The 22,451-nt window shown below is 57.6% G+C and carries 27 protein-coding genes; 2 read left to right on the top strand and 25 right to left on the bottom strand.

Features of this window, described 5'->3' with window-relative positions:
- Positions 1–27 precede the first annotated feature (27 nt).
- From DNK50_RS21715 to DNK50_RS21675, 9 genes are read right to left on the bottom strand one after another with little or no spacing between them, the layout of a single operon-like run.
- On the bottom strand, positions 28–2,784 hold the full coding sequence (locus DNK50_RS21715; RefSeq protein ID WP_112196216.1) for a conjugative transfer ATPase: 2,757 nt from the start codon (positions 2,782–2,784) through the stop codon (positions 28–30).
- Positions 2,784–3,200, bottom strand: a complete 417-nt coding sequence (locus DNK50_RS21710) for a TIGR03751 family conjugal transfer lipoprotein (protein WP_073162528.1) — start codon at positions 3,198–3,200, stop codon at positions 2,784–2,786. The genes DNK50_RS21715 and DNK50_RS21710 overlap by 1 nt, the downstream gene beginning before the upstream one ends.
- Positions 3,163–4,677: a TIGR03752 family integrating conjugative element protein gene (locus DNK50_RS21705; RefSeq protein WP_112196215.1), complete on the bottom strand. Its 1,515-nt coding sequence runs from the start codon at positions 4,675–4,677 to the stop codon at positions 3,163–3,165. The genes DNK50_RS21710 and DNK50_RS21705 overlap by 38 nt, the downstream gene beginning before the upstream one ends.
- Complete coding sequence (locus DNK50_RS21700; protein WP_112196214.1) at positions 4,667–5,479, bottom strand: TIGR03749 family integrating conjugative element protein; 813 nt, start codon at positions 5,477–5,479, stop codon at positions 4,667–4,669. The genes DNK50_RS21705 and DNK50_RS21700 overlap by 11 nt, the downstream gene beginning before the upstream one ends.
- On the bottom strand, positions 5,476–6,117 hold the full coding sequence (locus DNK50_RS21695; RefSeq protein WP_112196213.1) for a PFL_4703 family integrating conjugative element protein: 642 nt from the start codon (positions 6,115–6,117) through the stop codon (positions 5,476–5,478). The genes DNK50_RS21700 and DNK50_RS21695 overlap by 4 nt, the downstream gene beginning before the upstream one ends.
- Positions 6,114–6,527 (bottom strand): TIGR03750 family conjugal transfer protein, encoded by a 414-nt coding sequence (locus tag DNK50_RS21690; protein WP_112196212.1) that lies wholly within the window; start codon positions 6,525–6,527, stop codon positions 6,114–6,116. Before DNK50_RS21690 ends, DNK50_RS21695 begins: the two co-directional genes overlap by 4 nt.
- A 7-nt stretch (positions 6,528–6,534) precedes the next feature.
- Positions 6,535–6,906 (bottom strand): TIGR03745 family integrating conjugative element membrane protein, encoded by a 372-nt coding sequence (locus DNK50_RS21685; protein ID WP_112196211.1) that lies wholly within the window; start codon positions 6,904–6,906, stop codon positions 6,535–6,537.
- Positions 6,907–6,923: 17 nt separating this feature from the next.
- Positions 6,924–7,163 carry a TIGR03758 family integrating conjugative element protein gene (locus tag DNK50_RS21680; protein WP_112196210.1) on the bottom strand — a complete coding sequence of 80 codons (240 nt, stop codon included), beginning with the start codon at positions 7,161–7,163 and terminating at the stop codon, positions 6,924–6,926.
- On the bottom strand, positions 7,160–7,495 hold the full coding sequence (locus DNK50_RS21675) for an RAQPRD family integrative conjugative element protein (RefSeq protein ID WP_112196209.1): 336 nt from the start codon (positions 7,493–7,495) through the stop codon (positions 7,160–7,162). The genes DNK50_RS21680 and DNK50_RS21675 overlap by 4 nt, the downstream gene beginning before the upstream one ends.
- A 299-nt stretch (positions 7,496–7,794) precedes the next feature.
- Here DNK50_RS21675 and DNK50_RS21670 point away from each other — a divergent pair, with 299 nt between their 5' ends.
- The gene (locus DNK50_RS21670) at positions 7,795–8,376 is read left to right on the top strand and encodes a YniB family protein (protein ID WP_112196208.1); all 582 of its coding nucleotides are present in this window, start codon (positions 7,795–7,797) and stop codon (positions 8,374–8,376) included.
- Positions 8,377–8,396: 20 nt separating this feature from the next.
- Here the strand turns inward: DNK50_RS21670 and DNK50_RS21665 are convergent, their stop codons facing one another.
- The 12 genes from DNK50_RS21665 to DNK50_RS21610 all read right to left on the bottom strand — a co-directional run bounded on the left by DNK50_RS21665 (position 8,397) and on the right by DNK50_RS21610 (position 17,933).
- Complete coding sequence (locus DNK50_RS21665; protein ID WP_112196207.1) at positions 8,397–9,128, bottom strand: TIGR03747 family integrating conjugative element membrane protein; 732 nt, start codon at positions 9,126–9,128, stop codon at positions 8,397–8,399.
- A gap of 89 nt (positions 9,129–9,217) precedes the next feature.
- The gene (gene traD, locus DNK50_RS21660; protein WP_112196206.1) at positions 9,218–11,323 is read right to left on the bottom strand and encodes a type IV conjugative transfer system coupling protein TraD; all 2,106 of its coding nucleotides are present in this window, start codon (positions 11,321–11,323) and stop codon (positions 9,218–9,220) included.
- A 9-nt stretch (positions 11,324–11,332) separates the two neighbouring features.
- Complete coding sequence (locus tag DNK50_RS21655) at positions 11,333–11,848, bottom strand: integrating conjugative element protein (protein ID WP_112196205.1); 516 nt, start codon at positions 11,846–11,848, stop codon at positions 11,333–11,335.
- Complete coding sequence (locus DNK50_RS21650) at positions 11,845–12,393, bottom strand: lytic transglycosylase (RefSeq protein WP_112196204.1); 549 nt, start codon at positions 12,391–12,393, stop codon at positions 11,845–11,847. Before DNK50_RS21650 ends, DNK50_RS21655 begins: the two co-directional genes overlap by 4 nt.
- A complete protein-coding gene (locus DNK50_RS21645) occupies positions 12,375–13,094 on the bottom strand; it encodes a TIGR03759 family integrating conjugative element protein (RefSeq protein WP_112196203.1) in 720 nt (239 codons plus the stop codon). Before DNK50_RS21645 ends, DNK50_RS21650 begins: the two co-directional genes overlap by 19 nt.
- Positions 13,095–13,103: 9 nt before the next feature.
- On the bottom strand, positions 13,104–13,775 hold the full coding sequence (locus DNK50_RS21640; protein ID WP_112196202.1) for a chemotaxis protein: 672 nt from the start codon (positions 13,773–13,775) through the stop codon (positions 13,104–13,106).
- A complete protein-coding gene (locus DNK50_RS21635) occupies positions 13,772–14,314 on the bottom strand; it encodes a PilL N-terminal domain-containing protein (RefSeq protein ID WP_112196201.1) in 543 nt (180 codons plus the stop codon). The genes DNK50_RS21640 and DNK50_RS21635 overlap by 4 nt, the downstream gene beginning before the upstream one ends.
- 89 nt (positions 14,315–14,403) lie before the next feature.
- Positions 14,404–15,168, bottom strand: coding sequence for an ABC transporter substrate-binding protein (locus tag DNK50_RS21630; protein WP_112196200.1), 765 nt, complete (start codon positions 15,166–15,168; stop codon positions 14,404–14,406).
- 52 nt (positions 15,169–15,220) lie between these two features.
- On the bottom strand, positions 15,221–15,715 hold the full coding sequence (radC, locus tag DNK50_RS21625) for a DNA repair protein RadC (RefSeq protein ID WP_112196199.1): 495 nt from the start codon (positions 15,713–15,715) through the stop codon (positions 15,221–15,223).
- A 100-nt stretch (positions 15,716–15,815) separates the two neighbouring features.
- Complete coding sequence (locus DNK50_RS29290; RefSeq protein ID WP_112196198.1) at positions 15,816–16,073, bottom strand: hypothetical protein; 258 nt, start codon at positions 16,071–16,073, stop codon at positions 15,816–15,818.
- A gap of 69 nt (positions 16,074–16,142) precedes the next feature.
- Positions 16,143–16,724, bottom strand: a complete 582-nt coding sequence (locus DNK50_RS21615) for an STY4534 family ICE replication protein (RefSeq protein ID WP_112196197.1) — start codon at positions 16,722–16,724, stop codon at positions 16,143–16,145.
- Positions 16,725–17,591: 867 nt separating this feature from the next.
- Complete coding sequence (locus DNK50_RS21610) at positions 17,592–17,933, bottom strand: helix-turn-helix domain-containing protein (RefSeq protein ID WP_112196196.1); 342 nt, start codon at positions 17,931–17,933, stop codon at positions 17,592–17,594.
- Between the two features lie 209 nt (positions 17,934–18,142).
- Here DNK50_RS21610 and DNK50_RS21605 point away from each other — a divergent pair, with 209 nt between their 5' ends.
- Positions 18,143–18,400, top strand: coding sequence for a hypothetical protein (locus tag DNK50_RS21605; RefSeq protein ID WP_112196195.1), 258 nt, complete (start codon positions 18,143–18,145; stop codon positions 18,398–18,400).
- Between the two features lie 37 nt (positions 18,401–18,437).
- Here the strand turns inward: DNK50_RS21605 and DNK50_RS21600 are convergent, their stop codons facing one another.
- From DNK50_RS21600 to DNK50_RS21585, 4 genes are all read right to left on the bottom strand, one after another.
- Positions 18,438–20,405, bottom strand: coding sequence for a DNA topoisomerase III (locus DNK50_RS21600; protein ID WP_112196194.1), 1,968 nt, complete (start codon positions 20,403–20,405; stop codon positions 18,438–18,440).
- A gap of 222 nt (positions 20,406–20,627) precedes the next feature.
- Positions 20,628–21,098 (bottom strand): single-stranded DNA-binding protein, encoded by a 471-nt coding sequence (locus DNK50_RS21595; protein ID WP_112196193.1) that lies wholly within the window; start codon positions 21,096–21,098, stop codon positions 20,628–20,630.
- Positions 21,095–21,613 carry a DUF3158 family protein gene (locus tag DNK50_RS21590; protein ID WP_112196192.1) on the bottom strand — a complete coding sequence of 173 codons (519 nt, stop codon included), beginning with the start codon at positions 21,611–21,613 and terminating at the stop codon, positions 21,095–21,097. The genes DNK50_RS21595 and DNK50_RS21590 overlap by 4 nt, the downstream gene beginning before the upstream one ends.
- Positions 21,610–22,365, bottom strand: coding sequence for a PFL_4669 family integrating conjugative element protein (locus DNK50_RS21585; RefSeq protein WP_112196191.1), 756 nt, complete (start codon positions 22,363–22,365; stop codon positions 21,610–21,612). Before DNK50_RS21585 ends, DNK50_RS21590 begins: the two co-directional genes overlap by 4 nt.
- Positions 22,366–22,451: the final 86 nt, after the last annotated feature.

Raw genomic sequence — 22,451 nt, 5'->3', positions numbered from 1 at the left:
TTTAGGGCGCGCGCGATCAAAATAGACTCACCTATTCGGGTTTATCCCTCGTGCGCTATCGATCCGTTCAGCTACTCGATACGCTGCTTCCAGTTCTGAGCAGCCGAGGTCCTGCATCAGTGTCCAGCGCTCGGCCTTCTCTTCAGGTTCCGTCATCGCCAGGGCAAGATAAAGACTGGGTGGTACGGCCCGAAACAGCGTCTCAATTTTTTGAGATAGCACGACCCCTTCAGTGTATTTCCCCGGCTCCTTACCAGCGGAAAGCAGCAAGGCTTTCTGCGCCGGCGTGAGCTTTTTGAACCTTGCGATTTCCTCAATCTCCGCGGGCGGCATATTCAAGCAAATCCACCATTCGATCATGTTGAGCATGGTCTGCGCAGCCGTGGGAAAGTCCGCAAGGTTTTGCGTGGCTAGCCAGAACCAGGCGCCGAGCTTGCGCCACATCTTCGTGCCCTTGACCACGAAAGGCGCCAGCAGCGGATTCTTGGTAATGATATGCCCCTCGTCGGTGACCATGATGATCGGTCGGCCCAAGTACTGGTCGCGCTCGGCGAGGTTGTTTACGGTGTTCATCAGGCTGATGTAGCTAATAGACATCTGAGCCTCATAGCCTTCGCGAGCGTAAGTGGCGAGATCAACGATGGTCACATCGCTCTCCGGCCACGGAGTGCCTTCACGGTCGAAGAGCTCACCCTCGAAGCCCTGGCAAAAGAGATCGATGGACTCGCCCATTTCCTGTGCACGTTCGCGACGCTTTTCCGGTAAGCGCGAGTCCTTGGCGACGCGCAGTAAAGCGTTGCGCACATCGCGGGTCAGTACTTGACTGTTCGTTGCGACACAGGTTTGCGCCGCATCGAGAATACACTCACGAATCAAGCTACGATCAGCTCGACTCAGTCGCGCCTCTTCTTTGGCCTCGCCTCCGGTGATCATCAGGCGAGCGGTGATTTCCAACTCGCCGAGCACATCGCGCTGGTCCTCTCGACTGGCGACTGCTTCATCGTCCCACTCATCAATGGAAAGACTCGCCACTTGATCCGGTTGTTTGACCAGGCGCCAGGCATCGCCGAATGGGGCGAGACTGACCGGGGCACCAGGTTTCAATTGGACCTTGTTGATCGACAAGCCCTGGGTCGCGAAGTAGTCACCCTGCAGGCCGAACGAGTTGCCAGCCTCTATGATAAATAGGCGAGGGCGGTATATAGCCATGATCTGCATCAACAAGGTGACTAGGGTCGCTGACTTGCCGGCGCCGGTGGGGCCGAATAACAGCAGATGGCCGTTCATTGCCCTGTCTAAACGTGACAACGGATCAAAGCTCAAAGGCGACCCACCACGATTAAACAGCGTAATACCCGGGTGGCCGGTGCCAATGCTGCGTCCCCAGACTGGAACGAGGTTTGCTAGGTGTTGGACGAACATCAGACGTGTGTACCAGTTACGTGTGTCGCGGGCTGGGTTGTAAGCCATCGGTAACCAACGCAGGTAGCTGTTGCAGGCCGCGACTTCATCGCCTTCGCGTACCGGCTGCAGGCCCGCACCCAGCAGCGCATTGGCTAGGCTGACCGAGCGCTGGCGCAGTTGCTGTTCATCGTAACCGCGCACGTAAAACGCCATCGTGCCGCGGTACAGCTTGTGCTGACGGCCGATGATCGCACGAGCCTCTTCAACATCCTGACGGGCTTGGGTCGAGGCAAGGTTTTCACCGATCGCTTTGCGGGCTAAACGGTTCAACTGATCCTCGAGTACATCCTGCGGTTTGACCACCAAGGTCAGGCTCATCACCGTGCCTTCGGGTAGCTGGTCGAAAAGGGCATTCACCGCGTCGCCCTTGCGGATTTCGCCAGTGAGTTGACCAATCAATGGCGCCCGGCGCAGCTTGTCCACGACCATTACCCGGTGGGGGTGATCATCAAAAAGCCAGAGTCCATGCTGCACGTCCGAACGCGGTTCGTTAAAGAACAACCGTTCGGCAAAGTCATGATCGAAAGGTAGTTCCAGCGACTCGCTCTCGTCAGACCCCGGATAGGCCACGCGGCGGTAAAAGTCTTCGGGCGATTCATCTGTGAGCTTGGGGGCTGGATTGAACCAGGGCAACAACCATGCATACAAACCTCGGCCATCGACTCGCGTCGATTGCACCCCGCACGCCTGCAACGAAACAGCGACACGTTCGCAAGTTTGTTGCAGCGATTGCACTGGGTTGAGTCCCGCCTCCTCACCGTCAGACTCAAGCCAGCGATAGATCACCAATCGCACCCGACGGTTGTTTCCTCGCCAGGGCAGGCGCGTGATTGCCTTATCTTCGAACAGGCCGCCAGGCTTGGAGATGGCTTTCAGATGTCGGCGAATAAGTTCCAGGTATGCTTCGGTGAAAACTGTGCCTCGGGCGCTGTCCTGAATATAATCTGTTAGCCAAGTCAGATAGGAGGTGAAGTCATTGTCGTCCTGGCAGAAAAACTGCGCCACCCAAGGCGCTTGATCCAGCTCGTCAAAGCTATCCTGCAGGGCATCCTCGAGGGCATCGCGGGCTGCCATCAGCCAATCGGGTTCGCGCCCTTCGGTACCGATGGGCAGTAGCTCGAAAACCGCACCCACAGAGCGATTGTCATCTAGTAGAAAACACTGCTCGGTTTCGAGGTATTCGACCCACGGCAGATGATCGGTGAAGCTGGGATTGTGCGCATAGAGCGCAGCTTCATCGGCCAGTGTGGCGCGGGCGCGCAATGGGTTGCGCCAGGCTTTCCATGCAGACGTGCAGTTGCCCGTATCGTCGCTACACATTACAGGTTTTCCTGACGTTCACCCGGCAGTGCGTACTGCACCCGTTGGTAGAATGGAAAGACGGTCGAGTACCCCGGCACTGGTGCCTGCTCGGTACCACTCAGATGCGGATACACGTACATCACCAAATCAGGATTGGGCAGGCGAGGGAACAGGTTGCGAATTTCGTTCGCTGCTGTACGCGTATACGGTTCCTGGAGCGCAGCGGAGAGATCTGTTTGAGCCAACGGTCGACGCAACTGTTGCCGAGCATCCAACAGTTGCTGTTGAGTACCCTGTGAGCCGGCGCCGTTCCAGATGTCCAGCATGGTTTGCTCGCCATGCGGCAAAAGTGTGTCCTTGTCGGTGGAACACCCCGTCAGGACCCAGCAGAGCAAGCTAATCCAGATCAGATAGAGACGTAGGATCTTTTTCATGGCGAACGCTCCGGCCCTTGGGCTCGTAGTCGATGGTGATCTCATGGTCGAGGTGTAGGGCGACCTGTGCTGCAGGTGGTACATACACGGCAGCAAAGGCTTCGCCATACAGTTTGTTGACCCACTCGCGAATGTCGCTGACCCCACCACTGAGAATTGAGTTCAGTGTGCTATTGCCACTGCTGCTGGTGACCCCGAAGGCACTGCCGCCAGAGCTGATCACGCTGCTGTTGTTTTGCTCATTCCCGAGCAAGGCAGCGACACCCGCGCCGGCAGCAGTGATCAGGCTCTGGCTACCGAGGTACTGCTGGGCGTTCGAGCGGCGGTCGCCGGCGATGCAGGGAATGCCATACGGATCGGACAGGTAACCAAGTCCACCGCGGATCTTGTCGGTGTTTGAGCTCTGGGTGGTGGAGGCATTGCGGCTGGATACCGCTTTCGGCTGAGGCACCGTGCGGATGGTGCCATCAGTAAACACAAAAGTGATCGACTCGACCTGTCCGCGTACGCATGACAGGGTCCAGTCACCGGACGCCGTGCCGCTCATCACAGCACCCGCGACGTCTGGCAGGTCGATGCCGTTGGCCGTCAGGTTTTCCGGACCGACCAGCACCTTGAATGGATAGGGATCATTCACGGTGCCATCCACCGGGACTCGGCCAATCAGCGCGGTCATGGCGACCGAGCCCATCAATGTCGCATTTTCGGGAATGGTGTAGACCGGCTTCGCACCTTCGGTACGATCACCGGATCGCGTCATGTCACGCTCACCCTTGGTGACCTCGCGTAACTGCTTTTGGCTGCGGTCGATGGCATTGTCCTTCAAACTCTCGAGCGAGTTGAAGGCATTAGGCAGAATCGGTGCGGAGGAGGTCTTGGATTTGCCTCGGGCTTCGGTGGAGGGAGCATCCGACGGTTCAATCCACTGCAGCGCATCGTTGGCAGAATGCCGCCCATCGAACTGAGCGCCGTCGCCCGGCTCAAGCCCCAGTCCGATCGGCATATCCTTGCCTTTGCCGCTCAGCCCCGACAACTGTTCCTGCAGTTGCGTCAGCAGACCGCGAGCCTGACGACTGTCTTGTTCTGCTTTGAGTCGGGCTTCGTTGGCCTGTCGGCGACCTTCGTCGACCTGTTGGGTCACACTGCCAAGCGCCGTCTGGATTCGCGAATCAACACTGTTTTCTCGCTCGCGAAGGCGGTTGTTCTCCGTCTGCAGCGAATCGTTGTGTTTTTTCAGGCCGAGCATGTCGCTACGCATGGCCTTCACCTGGCCGACCAAGGTGGCAACCGTGTCGCGTGGGGTATCACCCGCAATACCGAGCGACTTGGCTTGCTCGGCGGATAACTGAAGGTTGCCCTGATCAACTGCGTGCTCTGGAGAGGGAGTACTACCCGCTACCCAGCTTTTCAGGATGATAAACACCACGGCCAACAGCGCAGCCGGTACCAACCATTTGAGCAATGCGTTAGCCTTCATCGTCAGCACCTCGCGCAACGGGCGGGAGCACCACTGCGTGTTCGAGGCCGGCACCGCGGGTGATAAGGTAGGCAATTGTGGTGTCTTCAGGGCTGCCGACAGGCCCGAGGAAAGCATGCTGGAAGGACGCGGCGAACAACTTGGCCTGAAGCTGACGCGGATCAAGTTGCACCGGCGCTGAACCTAGGTTGCGTAACTTCACCGCCGTCACCCAGTAATCACCGAGTCGCCAGGCGGCGATGGGCGTGCTGGACACGTTTTCAGTCGACAGCAGGGTCGGCAGTGCGGTGCGCAGCTTGAGCGGGACGCGACGTATGCCGGGCAGAGGCTCAACGGTACGTAGAGGTGCGTACAGGCTTTGCGCGGCGTAGCGCGTCAAAGCGACCGGGATCGGCGTACGCTCTGGAACAGGGGCGGTGCTGGATTCCGCCTCAGTAGCCTGCACCGGAGCATTCTTGATAATACGCACGGGTTCCAGCGGTTGGTCGCCAGGCGTGGCTGCAATGTCCAAGAGGATGATCTCGCCTGTCGCGACCGATTGCAGTTGTAATCGGGTAGGTGCAATGGCTTCTGACGCGCGCAGGTACAGCGTGCCGCCGGTGGATTGCACGCGCAGCTTGCCGGTCAGAGTTGAGGGCACACCGACTCGAACATCCTCATCGACAAAGACCACCCGCTCCTGATTGATCACCAGCGGGACCGCGAGCGGTAGGCGTCCCCAGTGCATCAGTTCGACGGCCTGCGCTGTAGCGCCCCATATCGTCAGTGTGAGAGTGAGTCCCAGGGTAGAAATACGCTTCATGGCTCACCTCCAGGCAGGGAGAGTTTTTGCGGCGTACCCTGATAGCAATCCAGTGCCAGCCCCCACTTATTGCGTTCGGGGTCCAGATCAAAACGCACCACCCGTAATGGATAACGCACCATTACCCGCTTCACCGGTTCGGCGGCGTAATACTCATCGGCATTGAGGTCGAGGGTGACCAGCCAGCTGTCGCGATCGAGTTGCTTCACCCTGAGTTCCGGATCTTCGCTGTAGCCGCGGCCCAGAATTTCGTAGACGCCACGCACCCGCTGGCGCAACTCGCCGGCGGCCTTGCGGTACTCGTAGTCACCGTCGAGGAAGGCCTTGCAGGCGGGTGTCAGGTAGGACTGCAAGCCATAGATGGCGCGGCGATAGTCCTGCTCTCCGTCCGAGGGCCAGCGGTTGAGCTGACCAAAGATGTACAGGGCAAAGGCATACACATTCTCCGAGGGGATATCCCACCACTTGCGCGTGCTGCCCGAGCGCAGATCTGGCGGTACATGTACGGTCAGATCGGTCGGTGCCGAGCGCCAGCCATACCAAAGTCCGGCACAGACCAGGGCAAGGATCATTACCGCCAGACGCAGGCTGAAGATATGGGCTTGTTGGGCATCGACCTTGTTCCGAAAACGACTCATGGCTGCCACCGGGACAGGGCAGGGCGCATTCGACGCGAACGGCGAACCGTCCAGGCGCCGGAGTGGAGAATCAAACTTCCGCGCCCCAGGCGCCAACGGCTGGCGAGTACCCATTCGAGTTTGCGGTACAGCCAGGTCTCGGGGCGGGACCGTTTGGCCCGACGCAGTAGCGTGCCACCGGCCAATAGCACCACGGCCATGCCTGCGATTATGTTGGTCAGTGCCACGGCAATGGAGGCGGTGGCGATCGCCAGAGGAACGCCCAACAGCAGGCCAATGACGGCGCCGATGCCAAGCGCCACCCACATCTCATCATTGGTCAAACCGCGCAGTACGGCAGGATCGCGATTGAGTCGCTCCGGCAGAAAGACCAAGGTACCGTCAGCCAGACGTTCGATAGTGTCGTTCATTCCGACCTCACAGAATTGCGGCAGCCTTGGTCAGGAACCAGATGATGATCACCACCAACAGGGCGCCAATACCGACCACTGCACCCAAGTCCTTCCAGGTCTTACGCTGGTTTTGCACGTCGGCGTACACGGTCAACGAGTGCCAGGCCACCCCCAAGAAAGCCAGCAGTGCGATCAGCAGACCGAGCAGGATGCCGCCGTCGTAGGCGTAGTTTTTGATCGTCTCGATCAACCCGGAGCCTTCGCCGCGCGAGGGAGCTTCCATGGTCGGTAGTTCGGCAAAAGCCAAACTTGGACCGAGAAGCAGCAGCAGACCGATCAAGCGTTGGCTCGCACGATCACGCAGATTGTTTTTCAGAGGGGCAAGGCACTTGAGCATGGCGGCGATCTCCTGGATTAGGACAGGGTGAAGAACATCAATACGAGCAGGGCGAGCAAGACGCGCACGGCGCTGCCGCCAAAGGCTCCAAAGCGCACACTCCCGGCGGCCCACCCCCGGTAAGCCGTCCACATCACCCAGGCGCACCAAAGCAAAGCCAGAACGAGAACCAGGGACAGCCACAGCGTAGAACTGCTCTGTGCCGAGAAACCGGAGGCGTTTTGAAATGCTGCGATCTGGGCGTCAGTCATGCTCATGGCGAGGACTCCGCAGACGGGGTGTCGATGCGGTAATTGCCAACCAATTCAGCGGGATCGCGGGGTTGAGCGCGGGAAGGGGAAACATAGCCCCGCACACCAGAACGGATGCTCTGCAAGTCTCGTATCAGTCGGGAGTAGTCGAAGCGATAGCGATCGTCGGGTTCAGCCGTGCTGGCTGCCTCAGCTTGCGTTGCAAGGCGTTCGAGAGTGTCGAATTGCTGCAAAATCAGACTCAACTGATCTTGTTCATGAGCAGATGCCGCATAGCCGCCACTATTGAATGTGATCAGTAGGAATAGAAAGCAGCTTCGGAAAAATGTATATGGCATGGCGACAGCCCGTTTGATTATTGGTGTCAGCATTCAGCTAACGGCACGGGCCCAGCAGTAAGAAACACGAAAAATGCTGCGTCGTTTTATTTGAATGCTCCCCTGACCTTGTTGCGGGCTCGGATATCGTATTAAGGGCTATGAAACGCGAAGAAATGAAGGGATGGGACCACTGGCACGGTCTCGACTGCTCATGAAAAACGATTAGCGGCCGTTAACGTTTGGTTCCGCTAACAACTCGTTAGTCGGGGCGCAGATAAGCTTCGACGACTTCAGTTAACAAAGAGTGAGTGCAAAGAGTGAACATCCAACAAGCAATTCGGCGGTATCGTATTCGACAGGGCGTGGGCCTTTCCTTGATGGTCTTCGGTGCGTTATTTTATTTTGTCTCGTTGTTAAGTTCTCTACACCGTCAAGCGGAGAAACTCGCTGACTCAGAGATTTTTGGGCATTTGGGTGGTCTGATGCAAAACTTGGTAGCCGACATTTACCAGATCACATCGCCCTTCATCGGTTTTGTATGGAACAACGCGCCTACTCTCAGCCAAGAAAAACCACTCAGCTATGGAAATTTGCTGTTTCTCGGCTTGCTGGGCGTGATGATTGTTGGAAAGCAGTTGCTCCTTTCCGCTAGACATCTCAGAGAGCGTGTTCAGGTCCAGCTCGAACGTCTTGAGGAAGCCCAGTGGCGCAGCTCGATGCAGAATGGGGCCGCAACCCAGGTCAACGCAAACCAGATCGGCCAAATCAATTTTTATCAGCAATCAATGCCGCCATCCCCTAGCGGTGATTGGTGGCAGCGGCCGTGGGGTATTGTTGGTTTGTCTATTATTGGCGGTTACATCGTTGCGGTGTTCGCTAAATTAACCGGCATGGTCTAACACGCCAACAATACGCTCTATCAGATGTATTTTTTAAACGTCGCCGCGGTGATAGCTGTCGTTACTCCGAGCATCACCGCGCTAGGCAAAAAAACGGCCATGGGATTGAGCGAAAAGGGCAAGGACAGGTACATGATCCAGGGCACGAGCAGCAGGGGTATCACTGCTCGTTTAGCGCGGTGGTAGACAAAACTGCTTTCTCGCCCGGCTCCAAACTTGCGAAGGTCGCGGCGCATCAAACCATCGACAAAACCAGTGAGCATAGCCAACAAAAATAGTGGTGTTGCCAGGACTAGAATGGTCAGGCGCACTACGAAGGTAAAAGTCACGTACACCGCCGCCAGCACGAAATCCTCAATGCTCACGTAGAGCTGGTTCATCCAGCTCCAGAAGCCGTTGCCCTGGCTCGATACACGCACCTGCTGAGCAAAATCCGCAAAGCCAGTCTTGACCAGCAGCCACTGATTTAGAAAATCCAGCCACTGGACAATCGTGTGTCCGGGTTGTTGGATGATGAGTGAAGCTTTGAAATGCTCACTGAGCCAGCCCAGTTCGCTCGTCAACATGTCTTGGCTGTGCCGCCAACCCTGATCGCCCCAAAACAGTAGCAGCCCGACGAACTCGATCAGGATCGAGAACAGCAGCGAGGCGATCAGCAATCCGACGATGCGCAGGACCAGACTGATCACCGAGACGATCAATCCTGGATGCTGGATCGGCTGTGGCGGCGTGTTCTGGGTGGAAGTCGCCATTGTTCGCTCCACTGCGCGCTACAGAGTTGATGTGGTAACCACGTCTTCTGGATAGTTTTCTGCTAAATAAAAATCCGTAGCGAGGGCGGCTACCCCACCTTATCCAAATCGAAGTTAGTTGTTGGACCGCCACCGCTGGAGCTCCACCACTGCCCCGCCTGCGCGTTGTACTCCGCCCGCATCCGTTGAGTGAGTTCCTGCAGGTCCTTGGGCATGGCGTCATCGTTGGAGGGTTTTGGTAAGGGCATGCGGACTTTCCAGAGCTGCCCACCGGTCTGGAAGGAGAACATTTGGCCCTTGGGCAAACTGACGATATGTGCTGGCTCGATTAGCGGCACACTGGTGCTGCTAACGCGATCCTGCGAGGACGAAGTGAAGTCTGTATTGGCCTCAGGATCGGAGGTGTCTGTGGCTCCGGATACCAGCGTCTTTGTCAGTACATTCACCATAGGCAACTGCTTGGTGAGTAACTCTGCGGTAGCGGTTTCGCGCACTCGGAGCATCTGCAGGGTGTTGAAGTTGCCAATCACTTGACCGGCTTTGGCCCGGTTGCCAATTCGCGCCTCGATATCGCTGAGGGTCTGGGTGTAGGCGGTTACCTGGATGCCGGCACCGCCACCCTTGTTAATCAGCGGGATGAATTCATCGCCCATCAACTCGTTGAATTCATCGGCGTGCAGGTTGATCGGCAGCTTGTCGCCGCTGCCGCCCGATTGGGGTAGGCCATGCTCAATGCCATGTTTGTAGATGTGGCCCGCGACCGAGACCAAGTCGGCGAACATGGAGTTGCCGACGGCGGCAGCCACCTCAGCATCGGTCAGTGCATCCAGGCCGACGTAAACGATGCCGCGTTTTCGGATGATCTGCATCCAGTCGAAGATCGGCCGCGGGTCATCTAAATCGGTGTAGTTGGGGGCCAGTAACTGTGCGGTCTTGCCGGTGGTGAGTTTCTCCAGCAGCGGCAGTAGCGAGGCAACGATTTTGTCGAAGTAAGTACGGTCGTAGCGTACAGCCGAACGCAGCCCGTCCATTACTGGATCAAATACCCGCTTCACCGCCAGGTACTGCTCGATGGCCACCACGCGTTTTTCGCGTCCCACCATATGCCGGGGAATATTTTTCTCGGTGAGCTTTCCTTCAAGCTGGACGATTACTTCCCATGCTTTCGGATCGGTTCTGGCGAAAAATTGCTGGGCATACTCAATGAACAATGCGTCGATGTTGACCACGTGCCGTTGGATTTGCAGGTAGTCCGGACGTCGACCCAACTCAATCAGAGCTCGGGCGATGATGTTGACGAAACGCCAAGCAAATTCACGGAAGGCTGCTGAGTTACCTTCGCCACTAAGCTGTCCGGCGATGCGCGACGCCACTTCCGAGATGCGCCCGAAACGTCCCACGGCGTTGTAGCGGGCGGAGATCTCCGGCCAACCTAGATGGAAAACATAGAACTCATTTTCTCGACCGGCGCGTTTGGCTTCTACGTACATGCGTTTGAGCAAATCGGCATCGCCCTTCGGATCGAAGACGATCACCACCTCATTTTCGATGCGATGAATGTCCTGGGTGATGTACACCTCGGCGAGTCGGGTCTTGCCAACACGGGTAGTGCCCAGCACTAGGGTGTGTCCGACCCGCTCACCCAGGGGCAAACTGACTTCCGTTTCGTTGGGTTCGACCCCGTGCAACAGCGAAGAGCCACCGACTGGGTGTAAAGGGCGCAACGGATTAAAGGCGCTGTCCCAGGCCGTGACACGGGCCAGTGTCGAGAGCGGAAACGGTGCATGTTCTAGGCGACGTTCGAGTCCACGTGCCAGGCGATAACGGGTCGGTTGGTCGACGTAGTGAGCGACGGCCGGATCCTGGGCCTCGACCAAACGCTGGGTGTGCAGGCGGGTCCAGCGAAAGCCGCGGCCCATGAACAGACGCTTACGGCTGACCGGAATCTGCCGGCTGGTCAGCTCGTAGCGAGGCAGCCGGCGGATATTGCGCCGATAGCGCAACACCTCCCAGGCTTGTCGGAGGCGGATCGAACCGAACAGGGCATAGGCCAGAGCCGCAATCAGACCAATCTCGGGTGATAGGGCCACGGCCCAGGGCGAATACACACATAACACCGCCGCGGCGACGCAGATCGCCACGGTATACAGCTCAACTGCGGGCCGGAGTTTGGACTCCATCGCATGCTCGGCCATGACCCAGACTCACTGTTCCAGTGAGGTGGCTGTGATTAAGACAGGGTAGTGCTCAATTTTCAGGCGAGAGGCGATGTCGTTGCCGTTGACCGGCAGGATGGTGATGCCCGGCGCGGCTGCTCGAATTCGGGCCAGGGCTTCAGTATCGGTCACTTCGACGGCGAGGCCGGCCGCCCCCATTTCTTGCAGTTCAGTCGCACGCTGATGCAGCCAAGCCAACGATTGGGGATCCTCTCCGACAAGGAAAAATGGCTGCAAGCCCAGCATGTCCAGGGTGCGAGTTGTGATTTGGCCTGGACTCAAGTGAGAACTGCGCACGGGCAGTATCCAGGTCTGATCGGCAAATGCAGATAGGTCCGTATGTCTGGCCCGAGCAGGCTGGGTCTTGTTGTTTATTGGCGGCCTGACAGCTTCAAACTGGGGGCCGGTGAAGCCGCCAGGCTGATGTTCTGCAAATGACAGTCCCGGCTGGGCGAGCGCAGCCAAGAGCACGGCGAAGTAATACGCACTGGGAATTCGCTTCATGGTGGTGTGCCCTGTTTAAAGGAAACCTGCAGTCGTTCGAGTTGTTGAGAAAAACCGGCGCGGTATCGCGCTGCCGGCGTTCCTCCAGCCGGGCGGTGATATCGGCCGGCAGCTGACGCCCAATCACCGGTGACGGCGTGATGCTCCCGCAACAGCGCGGCGGTTGCGGCGAGATTTCGGTAGGGATCGAGGGCTTCGCAAGGAGTTGGAAAACGTTGTCCGTGGTAACCCAGGTTGGTTTGTCCAAGACCGACATCAACCCGCTTGGCGTCATGCCGGACGAGTGCTTGAAGCAAGGCGTGACAGGCGGCCGCTCTGGTGGTGAATCGGTAAGGTATTCCGGAGATGTTCAGGGTCCAGGGCCAGGGCAGCAGTTGATCCCGGACGCGGATACCACTCTCTTGCAGCGCAATCGCGAACAGCACCGTGGAGGGGACGTTGGCGTCATGCGCTGCCAGTTGATAAGCCGGAGGCGGAAGTTCGTCTGCCCGGACGGCGTGTACCGTCAGCAGGAGCGCAATAGCAATCAATCGAGACGTTGCCATTGTCCGTTCACCTGATGAAATGTGACGGGTAAAGGTCTCGGGGCTCCCAGGCTGAGCCAGCGCCCGCGATCATGGTTCAGGGTGATTTGCCGGTGTTGGACCTTGCTCGCATCAATGCCTGCTTGCCGCGCCCAGCCACGGAAATGTTCATCCTCACCTTGGCTGCCCACCAGGTAGATATCGAACGCTGTATCACTGCTTTGCAGACGCTGCGCTTCAGCGGTGCACGCAGGGCAATGGTCTTCGACAAACAGAGCACGGCGCGGCTCTACCGGTGAGCTAGCAGCGGGCGGGGATGCCATACCCTGGATCGGCAGCAGTCCGGGGAACAGCCTGGCCCAGGCCGCGTTGTAAGCGTTTTGATAGGCCAACTCGCGCTCGGCTCGTTTGGCTTCCAGCGCTACCTGCAATTCGGCATAGCGCTGGCGCTCTTGGTCGGTCTCTGCTTCGACGCCGAGCGCGGTCAGCGGATCCAGATTCGGGCTCCAGAAACCACGCGGGCCGGCTTGGATCTGTTCGAAGCGTGTCCACTCTTGCTCCGTTAGACCCCAGCTTGCCGCCTGTTCAGAGTGCGAGCGCCCCAGCGGAGTGGACTGTGTGTCCTGGACCTGTGACGGTGTCGTGACAGGGTTGCCCATCGCAGCGCCCGTGCTAAGCAATGAAACGAGACAGACGATGGGGGACAGTAGCGCTCGGTTCATAATCGTTTCTCAAGGGAGTTGCACGGTCTGGTCTGGCTGAGCGGTCACGGCGAAGATGGCCGCGTTCGGCTCCAGCGCCTTCAGCTGCCATGCGCCGAGCTGCTCGCCGTTGTGCAGCAACTGGATATCCTTGAGTGAGCGACTATCAGGAGGTGCGACCGCCAGAAAGCGCTCGCCACCGCGGTACTCGACGCTTAACACTGAAAATGGCGGCAGGAGCGGGGCAGGCTTGGGCTGAGCGGTTTTTTTCGGCTTGACCGAGGAGAGCGTCGGTGGTGGGAGTGGTGGCTGGCTTTTGAGGTCTAGGAGTCGCTGCTCAACGTTCTCAAGTCGTGCGCGTAGCGCGATCATATCGGCTGCGGTGGCACGGTCTGCCAGACCGTCGCGTAGCTCCTGAATTTCTTGCGCCCATTGACCCAGCATCGGATCGAGGGTATTGGCCTGTCGCTCACCGGTATCGACCATTTGCTTCAGGTCTTTCAGTGCGTACTGCAGCTTCTCCTGTGCATCCATGAGGGTGCTTGAATCACGTTGCAGGGTATCCAGGGTCTGTAAGCGTTGGGCGTTCGCATTTTCCAGCTCGGTCACGCGTTGATACTGGTTATAAAAGCCACCACTCAGCCCGGAGATCGCCAGACAAAGGGAGCCGACAATGAGAGTTTGAAATGTCGAGGCTTTCATGGGCGTGCCTCCGACTGATGGGGCGAGGTTGGTGTGACCTGCACGTTGCCAGCGTCATTTTTCTCCCGTTTGAAGCAGACCGAACGGCTGACCTCATCGGTCGTGAGTTGCCAGGCGGGGCCAGCCAGTACCTGCAGTGCGCTGCGTAATGGAATCGGGCCGAGCCGGTAATGGGCTGCTGGCAGAGGCCTGGTGAAAAGTATTTTTACTTGCTTCGCAGCAGGGCAGAGCGAATAACCTGAGCGCTGCAGCACGTAGTGCATCGCTTCCTGTACCGAAGGATTCAGGTTGAGCGGAATGCTCACGTCAATGATTTGAGCGAGAAGATCACGTTGCTCTGCTGTGGGCTCGGTGCTGACCAGCGTATAGCGGCCATAGCGGAGCTCTGTCGGGTGACTCTTTTCGGCTGTACTCCTCGAAAGCTGGGCCCGATTGGAACTACCTGCATTCTCTGGACTAGTCGGTAATGGGGTGGGGATCTGCGCCGTGCAGGCGCTCAATAAACCCAGCAGGCAGACAGGCGTGAAAAAACGCTCCATGGAAAAAACCTCATGTCAGATTCAGTGCAGAACCTGACATGAGGTGAAGGAGCGATTCAGTGAGTAAGTTGATTCAAGGCGGGTCGTATTTAAGTTGAACGCGTTGCTATTTCGTCATAAATGGCGAGTCCATCCAAGACGGCAGCGTCGGGGTCGAAAATCAACAACCTCACATCCGCCAATGCCGCCAGATACAGTACGTTGACCAAAGCCTCCGGCGTACCGTCGTCGAGCTGTTCTTGCCTCAACGACGAGTAAGGATTGCCCTCGATCTTAACCAAATTATCGTCAGTCCAGGGCGTGCCTATCAGCTTACATCCGAAGCCATTGCAGTCTCTCAGGGCGAAGGGTTCAAACAGCAGACCGGTTGGTCCAGTGTTGAAACTGCCAGCTCGGTGTTCCAAGTAGCGCAATGCATCTTCAGTGAGGTGTGCGGTACTGATTTCCCAGGCTCGACTGTAGTGTCCCGTTTCGAAGTTCAAGCGATGGACCATGGCTTGGGCTTCTTCCAGAGAGTACAAGTCACCGACGTGATGTCGCTCGTTGAGCATCTCGCCAATCACGGAATAGACCACTTGGCGTACCAGCCCGGTGGACGGACAGCGTTCATCCAACTCATCCGGAAAGAATTGGCCTTCGCTGATCAAGGCGAAATCATCGTTGAAAAGGCAGGGGAACAGTTCCAGCGCATCGTCGGGTAGATGAGCTTGTGAGCCGTGTATTGAGCGAAAGCAGGGAAGGCAGTCGTTCGCGTAGGTGATCAGCAGCAGCCGTTCGATAGATAGATTGTCATAGCCGCGAACAAATGGGTTTGAGGCCCCCAGCATCGCTGGGGCTTGGGTAGTGGTGTTCATGACTATCCTCCAAGATGAAAATGAACAAGGCGCCCGAAGGCGCCTGTAAGGGTTAAAGCCAACCGTATTCGGCAAGAGAAAGTGGGCGACCTTCACCCACGATGAAGTGATCCAGTACGTGAACCTCGATCAACGCCAAGGCCTCCTTCAACCGTGCGGTCAAGACGCGATCTGCCTGGCTGGGTTCCGTACATCCCGAGGGATGGTTATGAACAAAAATGGCGGCTGCTGCGTTATGTGCTAGGGAGCGCTTGACGACCTGGCGGGGATAAACACTGGCGCCATCGATGCTGCCGTGAAAGAGGATCTCGAATGCCAGAACGCGATGACCGGCATCAAGAAAAATCACACCAAAAACTTCATGCTCTTGTTGCGCAAGATGAAGTTTCAGATATGAGGCCACGGCGTCAGGTGACGTCAGGTTGGGGCCGCGGGTGAACAGCCGACGATCCAGAATGTGCAGCGCTTCGTCGATTAGCTGGTTTTCCTGGGCGATACGATCAGCCTCGATATCCGAGGTTTCAATCAGGGTGAGCTGGGTGTTCATGAGGTACCTCCGAAGGGAACAATCCGGGGGTACACGCCCGAGGGGAGTGGTGTCCCCGAGGTGGATATAGAATGACGGGCATTGCGCGATGACGCGCTGTTTACAGCCGAGTGAATCGGTGGCGTTGTCCGTGCAGGTGTGAGTCACAACCGTCGCAGGGCAATGGAGAGACAGTTCTTATACCCTGGCCAGTTTCGGGGTCGAAGTCGGCACTTACGGGCATTAGCCGAACCAGCCCAAGATGGAGGCCAGCAATGCGTTTTGCGATCTCATCTGTCGTGTAGTAGAGCGATAACGTGCTGTAGTCCTCGTAAGCCGCAGCGAACAGGCAATCGTCGCAAAGCCAGAAGGATTCCATATGGGGTCTCCTGTGCTGATTAAAGAAAGGCGCTCAATTGAGCGCCTTGATGTAAACATCGTGGATTGTTCAGACGGACTGAACAGTACGTGTGGCGACACGGCGGGCCGTGCGGGGAATGGGTGCAGATTCAGGCTCAATCCTGGACTCTGTTGGGTTGTCGGTATCCTCAGCTTCGGCATCAGCCGACGTTGGGGAAGGCTCATTGTTTGGCGCTGGCTCAACAGGTGCTGTTGCTTCCTGCCTGGCGGGCGCTTTGTATTCGAACGTGCCGTTGACTTTGATCCAGTCGATGTACAGCAGACGACCTTTCAGGCTGGCGCCCGGTTGGCCTTGTTTATCGCCTTTCTCATAGAGAAATGGATCGATCCACAGGTCGCCAATCCGGAACGATAGCAAAACCTTTTTCTCGGCTTTGACGGCGTCCATATAGAGACGAATCAAGCGTTCAGCTTCGCCCCCAGCGACTTTACAGTCGAAGCGGGTGTACTCGACTGCATCAGTGGCGCCGTGCAGAGCCGCGATATCGCAGGCCATGAACGGCTGGCCGCGGCGGACTTGTACTTCGCGGACACGGTTGAGGTAGCCGATACCGACGGTGTGCAGGTTGAAGTAAGTGGTCGCTTCTTGGGATTGGTTGGCGTGGGCCATGGTGGTTCTCCTTTCAAGGGAAAACGGCGACGCACAGCCCCGGCGGGGAAGTGAGCCCCCGTCAGGGTGGGTAAGATGAAGGCGAGCGATGAAAGACTCGTCAGCGGCAAGCCGATGACCAGCAAATCGATGCGCCTGGAGAATAGCGGTGCAGCCAAGGAGAAATCCGCAGCAGGTCTGCGAACCTAGGGTAGTGGGCATTCATCACCGCTGAAGCGGTAATCGTGCGAGCCTCCGAATGCTGATCGCACTTGGGTAAACCACCACAAGCGTGGCGTAGCCTTGAAGGTTCAAGCTACCTGGGCTGGGCTGTCAACGACAGCGAACCACGCCCTTTATATAAGCCTGTCAAAGGGGAGCGTCAAGGCGCTGCAACCCGATTTTTTATGGCCGGAATTAAGTGGCAGTCACTGGACGAAACAAGTGAAGAGTGGGCCTGGCGGGGTGCCAGGCGAGGAAGAGAAAAAAACCACCTTTAGCGAACTTACGCAGTCGACAAGCTCCTCGCAAAACTTGTTTTAACTACGCCGTGATTCGCCAACCGACCCTTGTCGTGGCTTGGGTCCGAACATGCTGGCACGCATCCGCGCACAAAGGGTGCCCAGTGTTTCCCCGGCGGGCTCCGGGACTGAATGCGATCGCCGTAGCGGATGACCGCTGATGCCTGGCAGAGGCAACAGTGGTCATCCGCCACATTGATCCGGTCGAGCACAAAGCGGGAATGAAATTCCGCAGAAGAGAAGGCTCCGAACTCTAAGAGTCCGACCGAGCTACCCGGAGCGAATCGGTCTTGGGTCGCCGTAAGCGATGATCCTGAGGCACTACAGCAGAGCGGGTGTGACGACGTCAAGCGAGTGTGCGAAGCGGTTATTTGCTACTGAGATGAGCGGCCAGCTGTTCGACGGTCGTCAGGATAAAGGCACGGTCGCTTTCTTGAAGGCCGCTCAGCAGACCCGCGATCATCTGGCCCTGGTCGTTGGGGCGACTGCTCGACTCCGTTAGCAGTTCATCCATCCGGCAGTCGAAGATGTCCGCCAGTTGCATCAGCTTGACCACGGAAAGCTCCACCACGCCCCGCTCAAGGCGCGAAATGGCTTCGCTGCCGATCCCCAGCCGTTCAGACACCTCTTCCTGGGTCAGATTACGCTGAGTGCGGTGCTTCGCGATCATGCGCCCGATTTGGGCTTGGGTTGGATGTTTATGTGCCAAGTGATGAGTTCTCCAATTCAACCCGAATGGTTGAGCAAAGACCCATTGACATGAACATCCTTATCGGTTGAGTATCAACTTATAAGGTTGTTATACTGACTGAAATAGCTGTTTGTCGCGACGTGACATCTATTCCTCCAGGAATCAGAGGCCGAAGTGACCAGCGAGACTGAGCGGTCTGATAGGGCCAAAGGGAGGTAAGGTTGAGCATGGATGAGCCGCGCGAGAACGTCATGGACCTGATCTGGGATCGAACACTGGAGCTGTTCATCAAGATCCATGACTGCCCTGATAGCCCTGAACATCTCGAGAGCCTCGTTCATTGGCTAAACGAAGATCCTGCTCACCTGAAAGCGTTCAACGAACTGGGGCAAATATGGATCGCGACAGGCATCGCCTTGGCCCGTGAAATCGGACAACCGCTAGACGACTTGGAGAAGGATCAGGCGCGGTTGATGATGCACTGACAACACCCCCGAGGTTCATGTGCGCGCCAATAGTGCCTCATGAACGACGCGTACCTTTGCTGATCGGCACAGTGCCTTTGCAATCCGGGTAGTAGGAACATGACCAGAACGGTCCTGATTTTCCCTTTCGCCTGAGCATTGAGGCATTGCAATTGGGGCAAGCCGGCCCGTCTTCGATCGGTACCGATAAAGTAAGCGCTCCGCAGTTCGCGATCAGCTGCGTAATCCAGTGCGCCTGCTTGGCAACGAATGCATCCAAGGGCAGACGTCCCGCTTCGATCTCATCCAGAGCTTGCTCCCAGATCGCTGTCATACCCGGATCCGCGACTGCAGCGGGTACCGCTTCGATCAGGGTATGGGCCGCTGCGGAGGCCGTTAACGCACGTTTTTTCTTCAGCAAGTAACCGCGATCAATCAACCCTTTGATAATGCCGGCTCGCGTGGCTTCGGTGCCGATACCGGTGGTGTCCCGAAGTTTCTGTTTCAGGCGCGGGTCGTTGACCAGCTTGGCGGCGTTTTTCATCGCCTTGATCAGATCGCCCTCGGTGAGCGGTTTGGGCGCAGTGGTGCGCATGGACTTGAGTTCGACGTCGTCCACCGCGCACTGTGTTCCCTGTTGTAGGACGGGCAATACCTGGGACTTTTGACTGGGTTCATTGTCTTCGGCGTTGTCGGAGAGCAAGCCTTTCCAGCCTTGGACGAGGATCTGTTTTCCAACAGCAGTCAAACATTCGGCGCCGCACTCCAGTTCGACCTCGGTTCGATCAAACTCGTGATGCGGCAGAAATTGCGCGAGGTAGTGGCTACGAATCAACTCATAGACGTGGTGCTCTTGTTCGGACATCCGCGCAAGGTTCGCCGGCTCGGTGGTGGGGATGATGCCGTGGTGCGCCGTGACCTTGGCATCGTTCCATGCTCGTGAGCGCAATGATCGATCAATGCTTCCGAGCGCTGGGCGTAACGCGGGGTCCATTCTGAGCAGGGCATCGAATACTGCGGCTACCTCGTTGAACATGCTCTCTGGCAGATAACGGCAATCGCTGCGCGGATAGCTGGTGGCTTTGTGGGTTTCATACAAGGCTTGGGCGATGTTCAGGGTTTCCTGCGCGCCGAGTCCCAACTTGCGTGAACAGACTTCTTGCAGTGTGCTCAAGTCGAAAGGCAGGGGTGGCGCTTCGCGTAAATGCTCAGTCTGCAGCGAGACTACGGTGGCGGTCTTGCTGCCAGAAAGCGCTTGGACGGTCTGACTGGCGAGCGCCTGCTGCAGGCAGCGACCGGCTTCGTCACGTCCTGAGCTTGGCGGTATCCACGACGCGATGAAGGGTTGCCCCATTGAAGACAGGTGCACATCCACCACCCAGTACGGCACAGAGACGAAGCTGGCAATCGCGCGGTCTCGTTCAACCACCAAGCGCAAAGTGGGTGTTTGGACGCGTCCAACCGACAGCACGCCGTCATAGCCCGCCCGCCGTCCTAAGAGGGTAAACAAACGACTGAGGTTCATACCAATCAGCCAATCGGCGCGGCTGCGGGCGAGGGCTGAGTGATAGAGCGGGAAGGTCTCCTGGCTAGACTTCAGCGAGGACAGTGCTTTGCGAATCGACGCCTCGTTGAGTGCGGATAACCAGAGGCGCTCAACAGAACCACGGTAGTTGCAGAGCTCTAGTAACTCCCGGGCAATCATTTCACCTTCGCGATCGGCGTCGGTGGCGATGACGACGGTGGTAGCTTCGCTGAGCAGCTGTTTGATGATTTTGAACTGCGCGACAGTCTTGGGTTTGACCTCAACCCTCCACTGCGCGGGAATGATCGGTAGATGATCCAGCGACCAGGTTTTGTACTGATCGCCATAGGCTTCAGGTGGGGCCGTTTCCAGCAGGTGACCAATACACCAAGTGACGGTTGTCTCGGTGCCGATCAGGCAGCCATCGCCACGTCGGCTGGCTCCGAGAACCTTGGCGATGTCACGACCTTGGGAGGGCTTCTCGCAGAGAAAGAGACGCATAGAACTGCTCCGGGTTGAGTTCGGAGCAGCGTTGTTGGAAACAGCAGTGGCGAGCTATGAGAAACCCGAATGGCAGGTTCCTCATATTAGTCGGTGAGGGCAGTCTTGGTTGGGGGCGAGGCTACTACCTTGTAGTCACGTGGACGACAGTGCTTCACGAGCAGCGAGTAATGACAGGCCAGTAACTTCGCGCAAAGGCGCAATTTTTATGCCTCAAGCCAGTCATGCCGATGGTGGCTGCCCTCTGCGCTTTTTGGACTTCGACGCAGGCGAGCTGGCCTGGTCTGTAGCCTGCCCGACGGGAGCAGCAGACGAGGCTGATTCACTTGAGCGCTCCCGCATGACCACGTTCTGCACGCGATGAGGCAGGACGCCGACACGACGCGCCTCGATCTTGAAGGTGACCCGCGCATTGTCTTCGCTGTCCTCCCATTCATCGCGTACGGTGCGGCCTTCGACCAGCACACGCATGCCTTTTTGATACAGCGTGCCCCAGTGTTCAGCATCGCGGTGCCAGAGCTCAACCGGTGCCCAATAGCCACCTCGATCTTCATAGCTGCCTTCGCGTGGCACGGGGTTGTCGAAATACACGTTCAGCCGTAGCAAACGCCGTGGCTCGTCATTGCCTGAGGCGAACTCCTGGAACTCTGGCGCGCTGCCGATATTGCCTTCACCGATGAAAAAAGTACTCATCCTGATACCTCCACTGCTGGTGTGAACTGGCGCAGCAGCCGTTCGGCACTGGCCATTTTGATCGCGCAGGTCGAGGCCTGGCGGTAGAGCGAATGCACCACGCTCATCTGTAGGTTCAGTGCAATGCGCTCGCATTCGAAACGGTGCAATCCCTCGCGCACGACCTGCGGCAGGGCTTGGTTGCCGACCTGGCGTTCCCAGACCGCAACCCCCATGCGGGCGAAGTCACGGGTGCGCCAACGCAAAAAGGTGCTGCCCGCGCTGGTGTTCTGCAGCACCAATCGAATATCCAGCAGTGAGTAAGGGGGCTGTCCGGCTTGCTGCACCACAGCCGCCATCAGGCGACATAACTGCGCCTCGATATCCCTCGCCACCTGCGCCAGGTATTCCAGCTCCCCCTTACCCTTAAAAGGTTTTAAAAGGCCTTTTAGGGAGGCAGCGTGTTCGAGCTGTCGATAGGCATCCGGTGTCAGTGTTTCGAGGGGCATTGGTTGAGCCGGTATCATGGGACTCATGCTTCGTCCTCCGGCTCATCGACTGTCGCAGATGGCTCTATCGCGTTCTCCGCCAACGCTTCAGCGTCATCCACCGCCACAGCACCATGACGAACGATGGGTGGCGCGAACTGAGAGCGGCGATGCCCCTCAAGGATGTCCATAGGGGGTAATCCAAACTTCTCCATAGCCGCAAGAGCACGAGCGTTATTCGCCGCCATATCATCACGGGTGACGCCGGCATGCCGATAACGCTGCGCCTGGCCAAACAAGCTGCGCAGCAGATGGGCACCGTCGTCGATCCAGGCTTCCATGTCTCTGCGACCGATCAGGGCGGTGTGATGGGCCAATAGGGTACGACGCACCAGGGTGTCGTAATCGGTCAGCAGGTAGACCGCCAGAAAACCCAGCTGGCTGCCGATATACAACGGCAAGGTCACGGGGTGGATATTGAGGTTGTCGCCCATATCGATCTGCGTCGGCAGGTCTTGTCTGATCCGATCCAGCTGTTGGGTCAGTTCCAGCATTCCGATCTTGGCTTGCGTCAGTTTTTCTTCGAGTTGCACGATGGCCCAGTCGGCATAGGGATCATCCTGGGCCGCGGTTTGTTTGATCAGGTTGGTGGCACTGATGTAACCGGCCATGCCCATGATCGAGTGGACGCCTTCGCGTGCGGTCCGACCTTGCCAGATACGGGCGGCGTGGTGAGTGTGCAGGGTCAGGGTAATGCTGCTGCGCAATGAACCCAGATTGAGTTGATAGTGATCGGCCACGGTGATGTCCTCGCATTCGCTTGGAGGGGAACGTTGCGACAGATGAGAGGTAAAGACAGCCAAAAAGCTGAATGCGGTCTGTTCGG

This window comes from Pseudomonas sp. LG1E9 (genome assembly GCF_003290225.1).
Lineage (GTDB): Bacteria > Pseudomonadota > Gammaproteobacteria > Pseudomonadales > Pseudomonadaceae > Aquipseudomonas > Aquipseudomonas cyclaminis.
The sequence above is the reverse complement of the archived record's forward strand: the minus strand, read 5'-3'. Positions and strand labels throughout refer to the sequence as shown.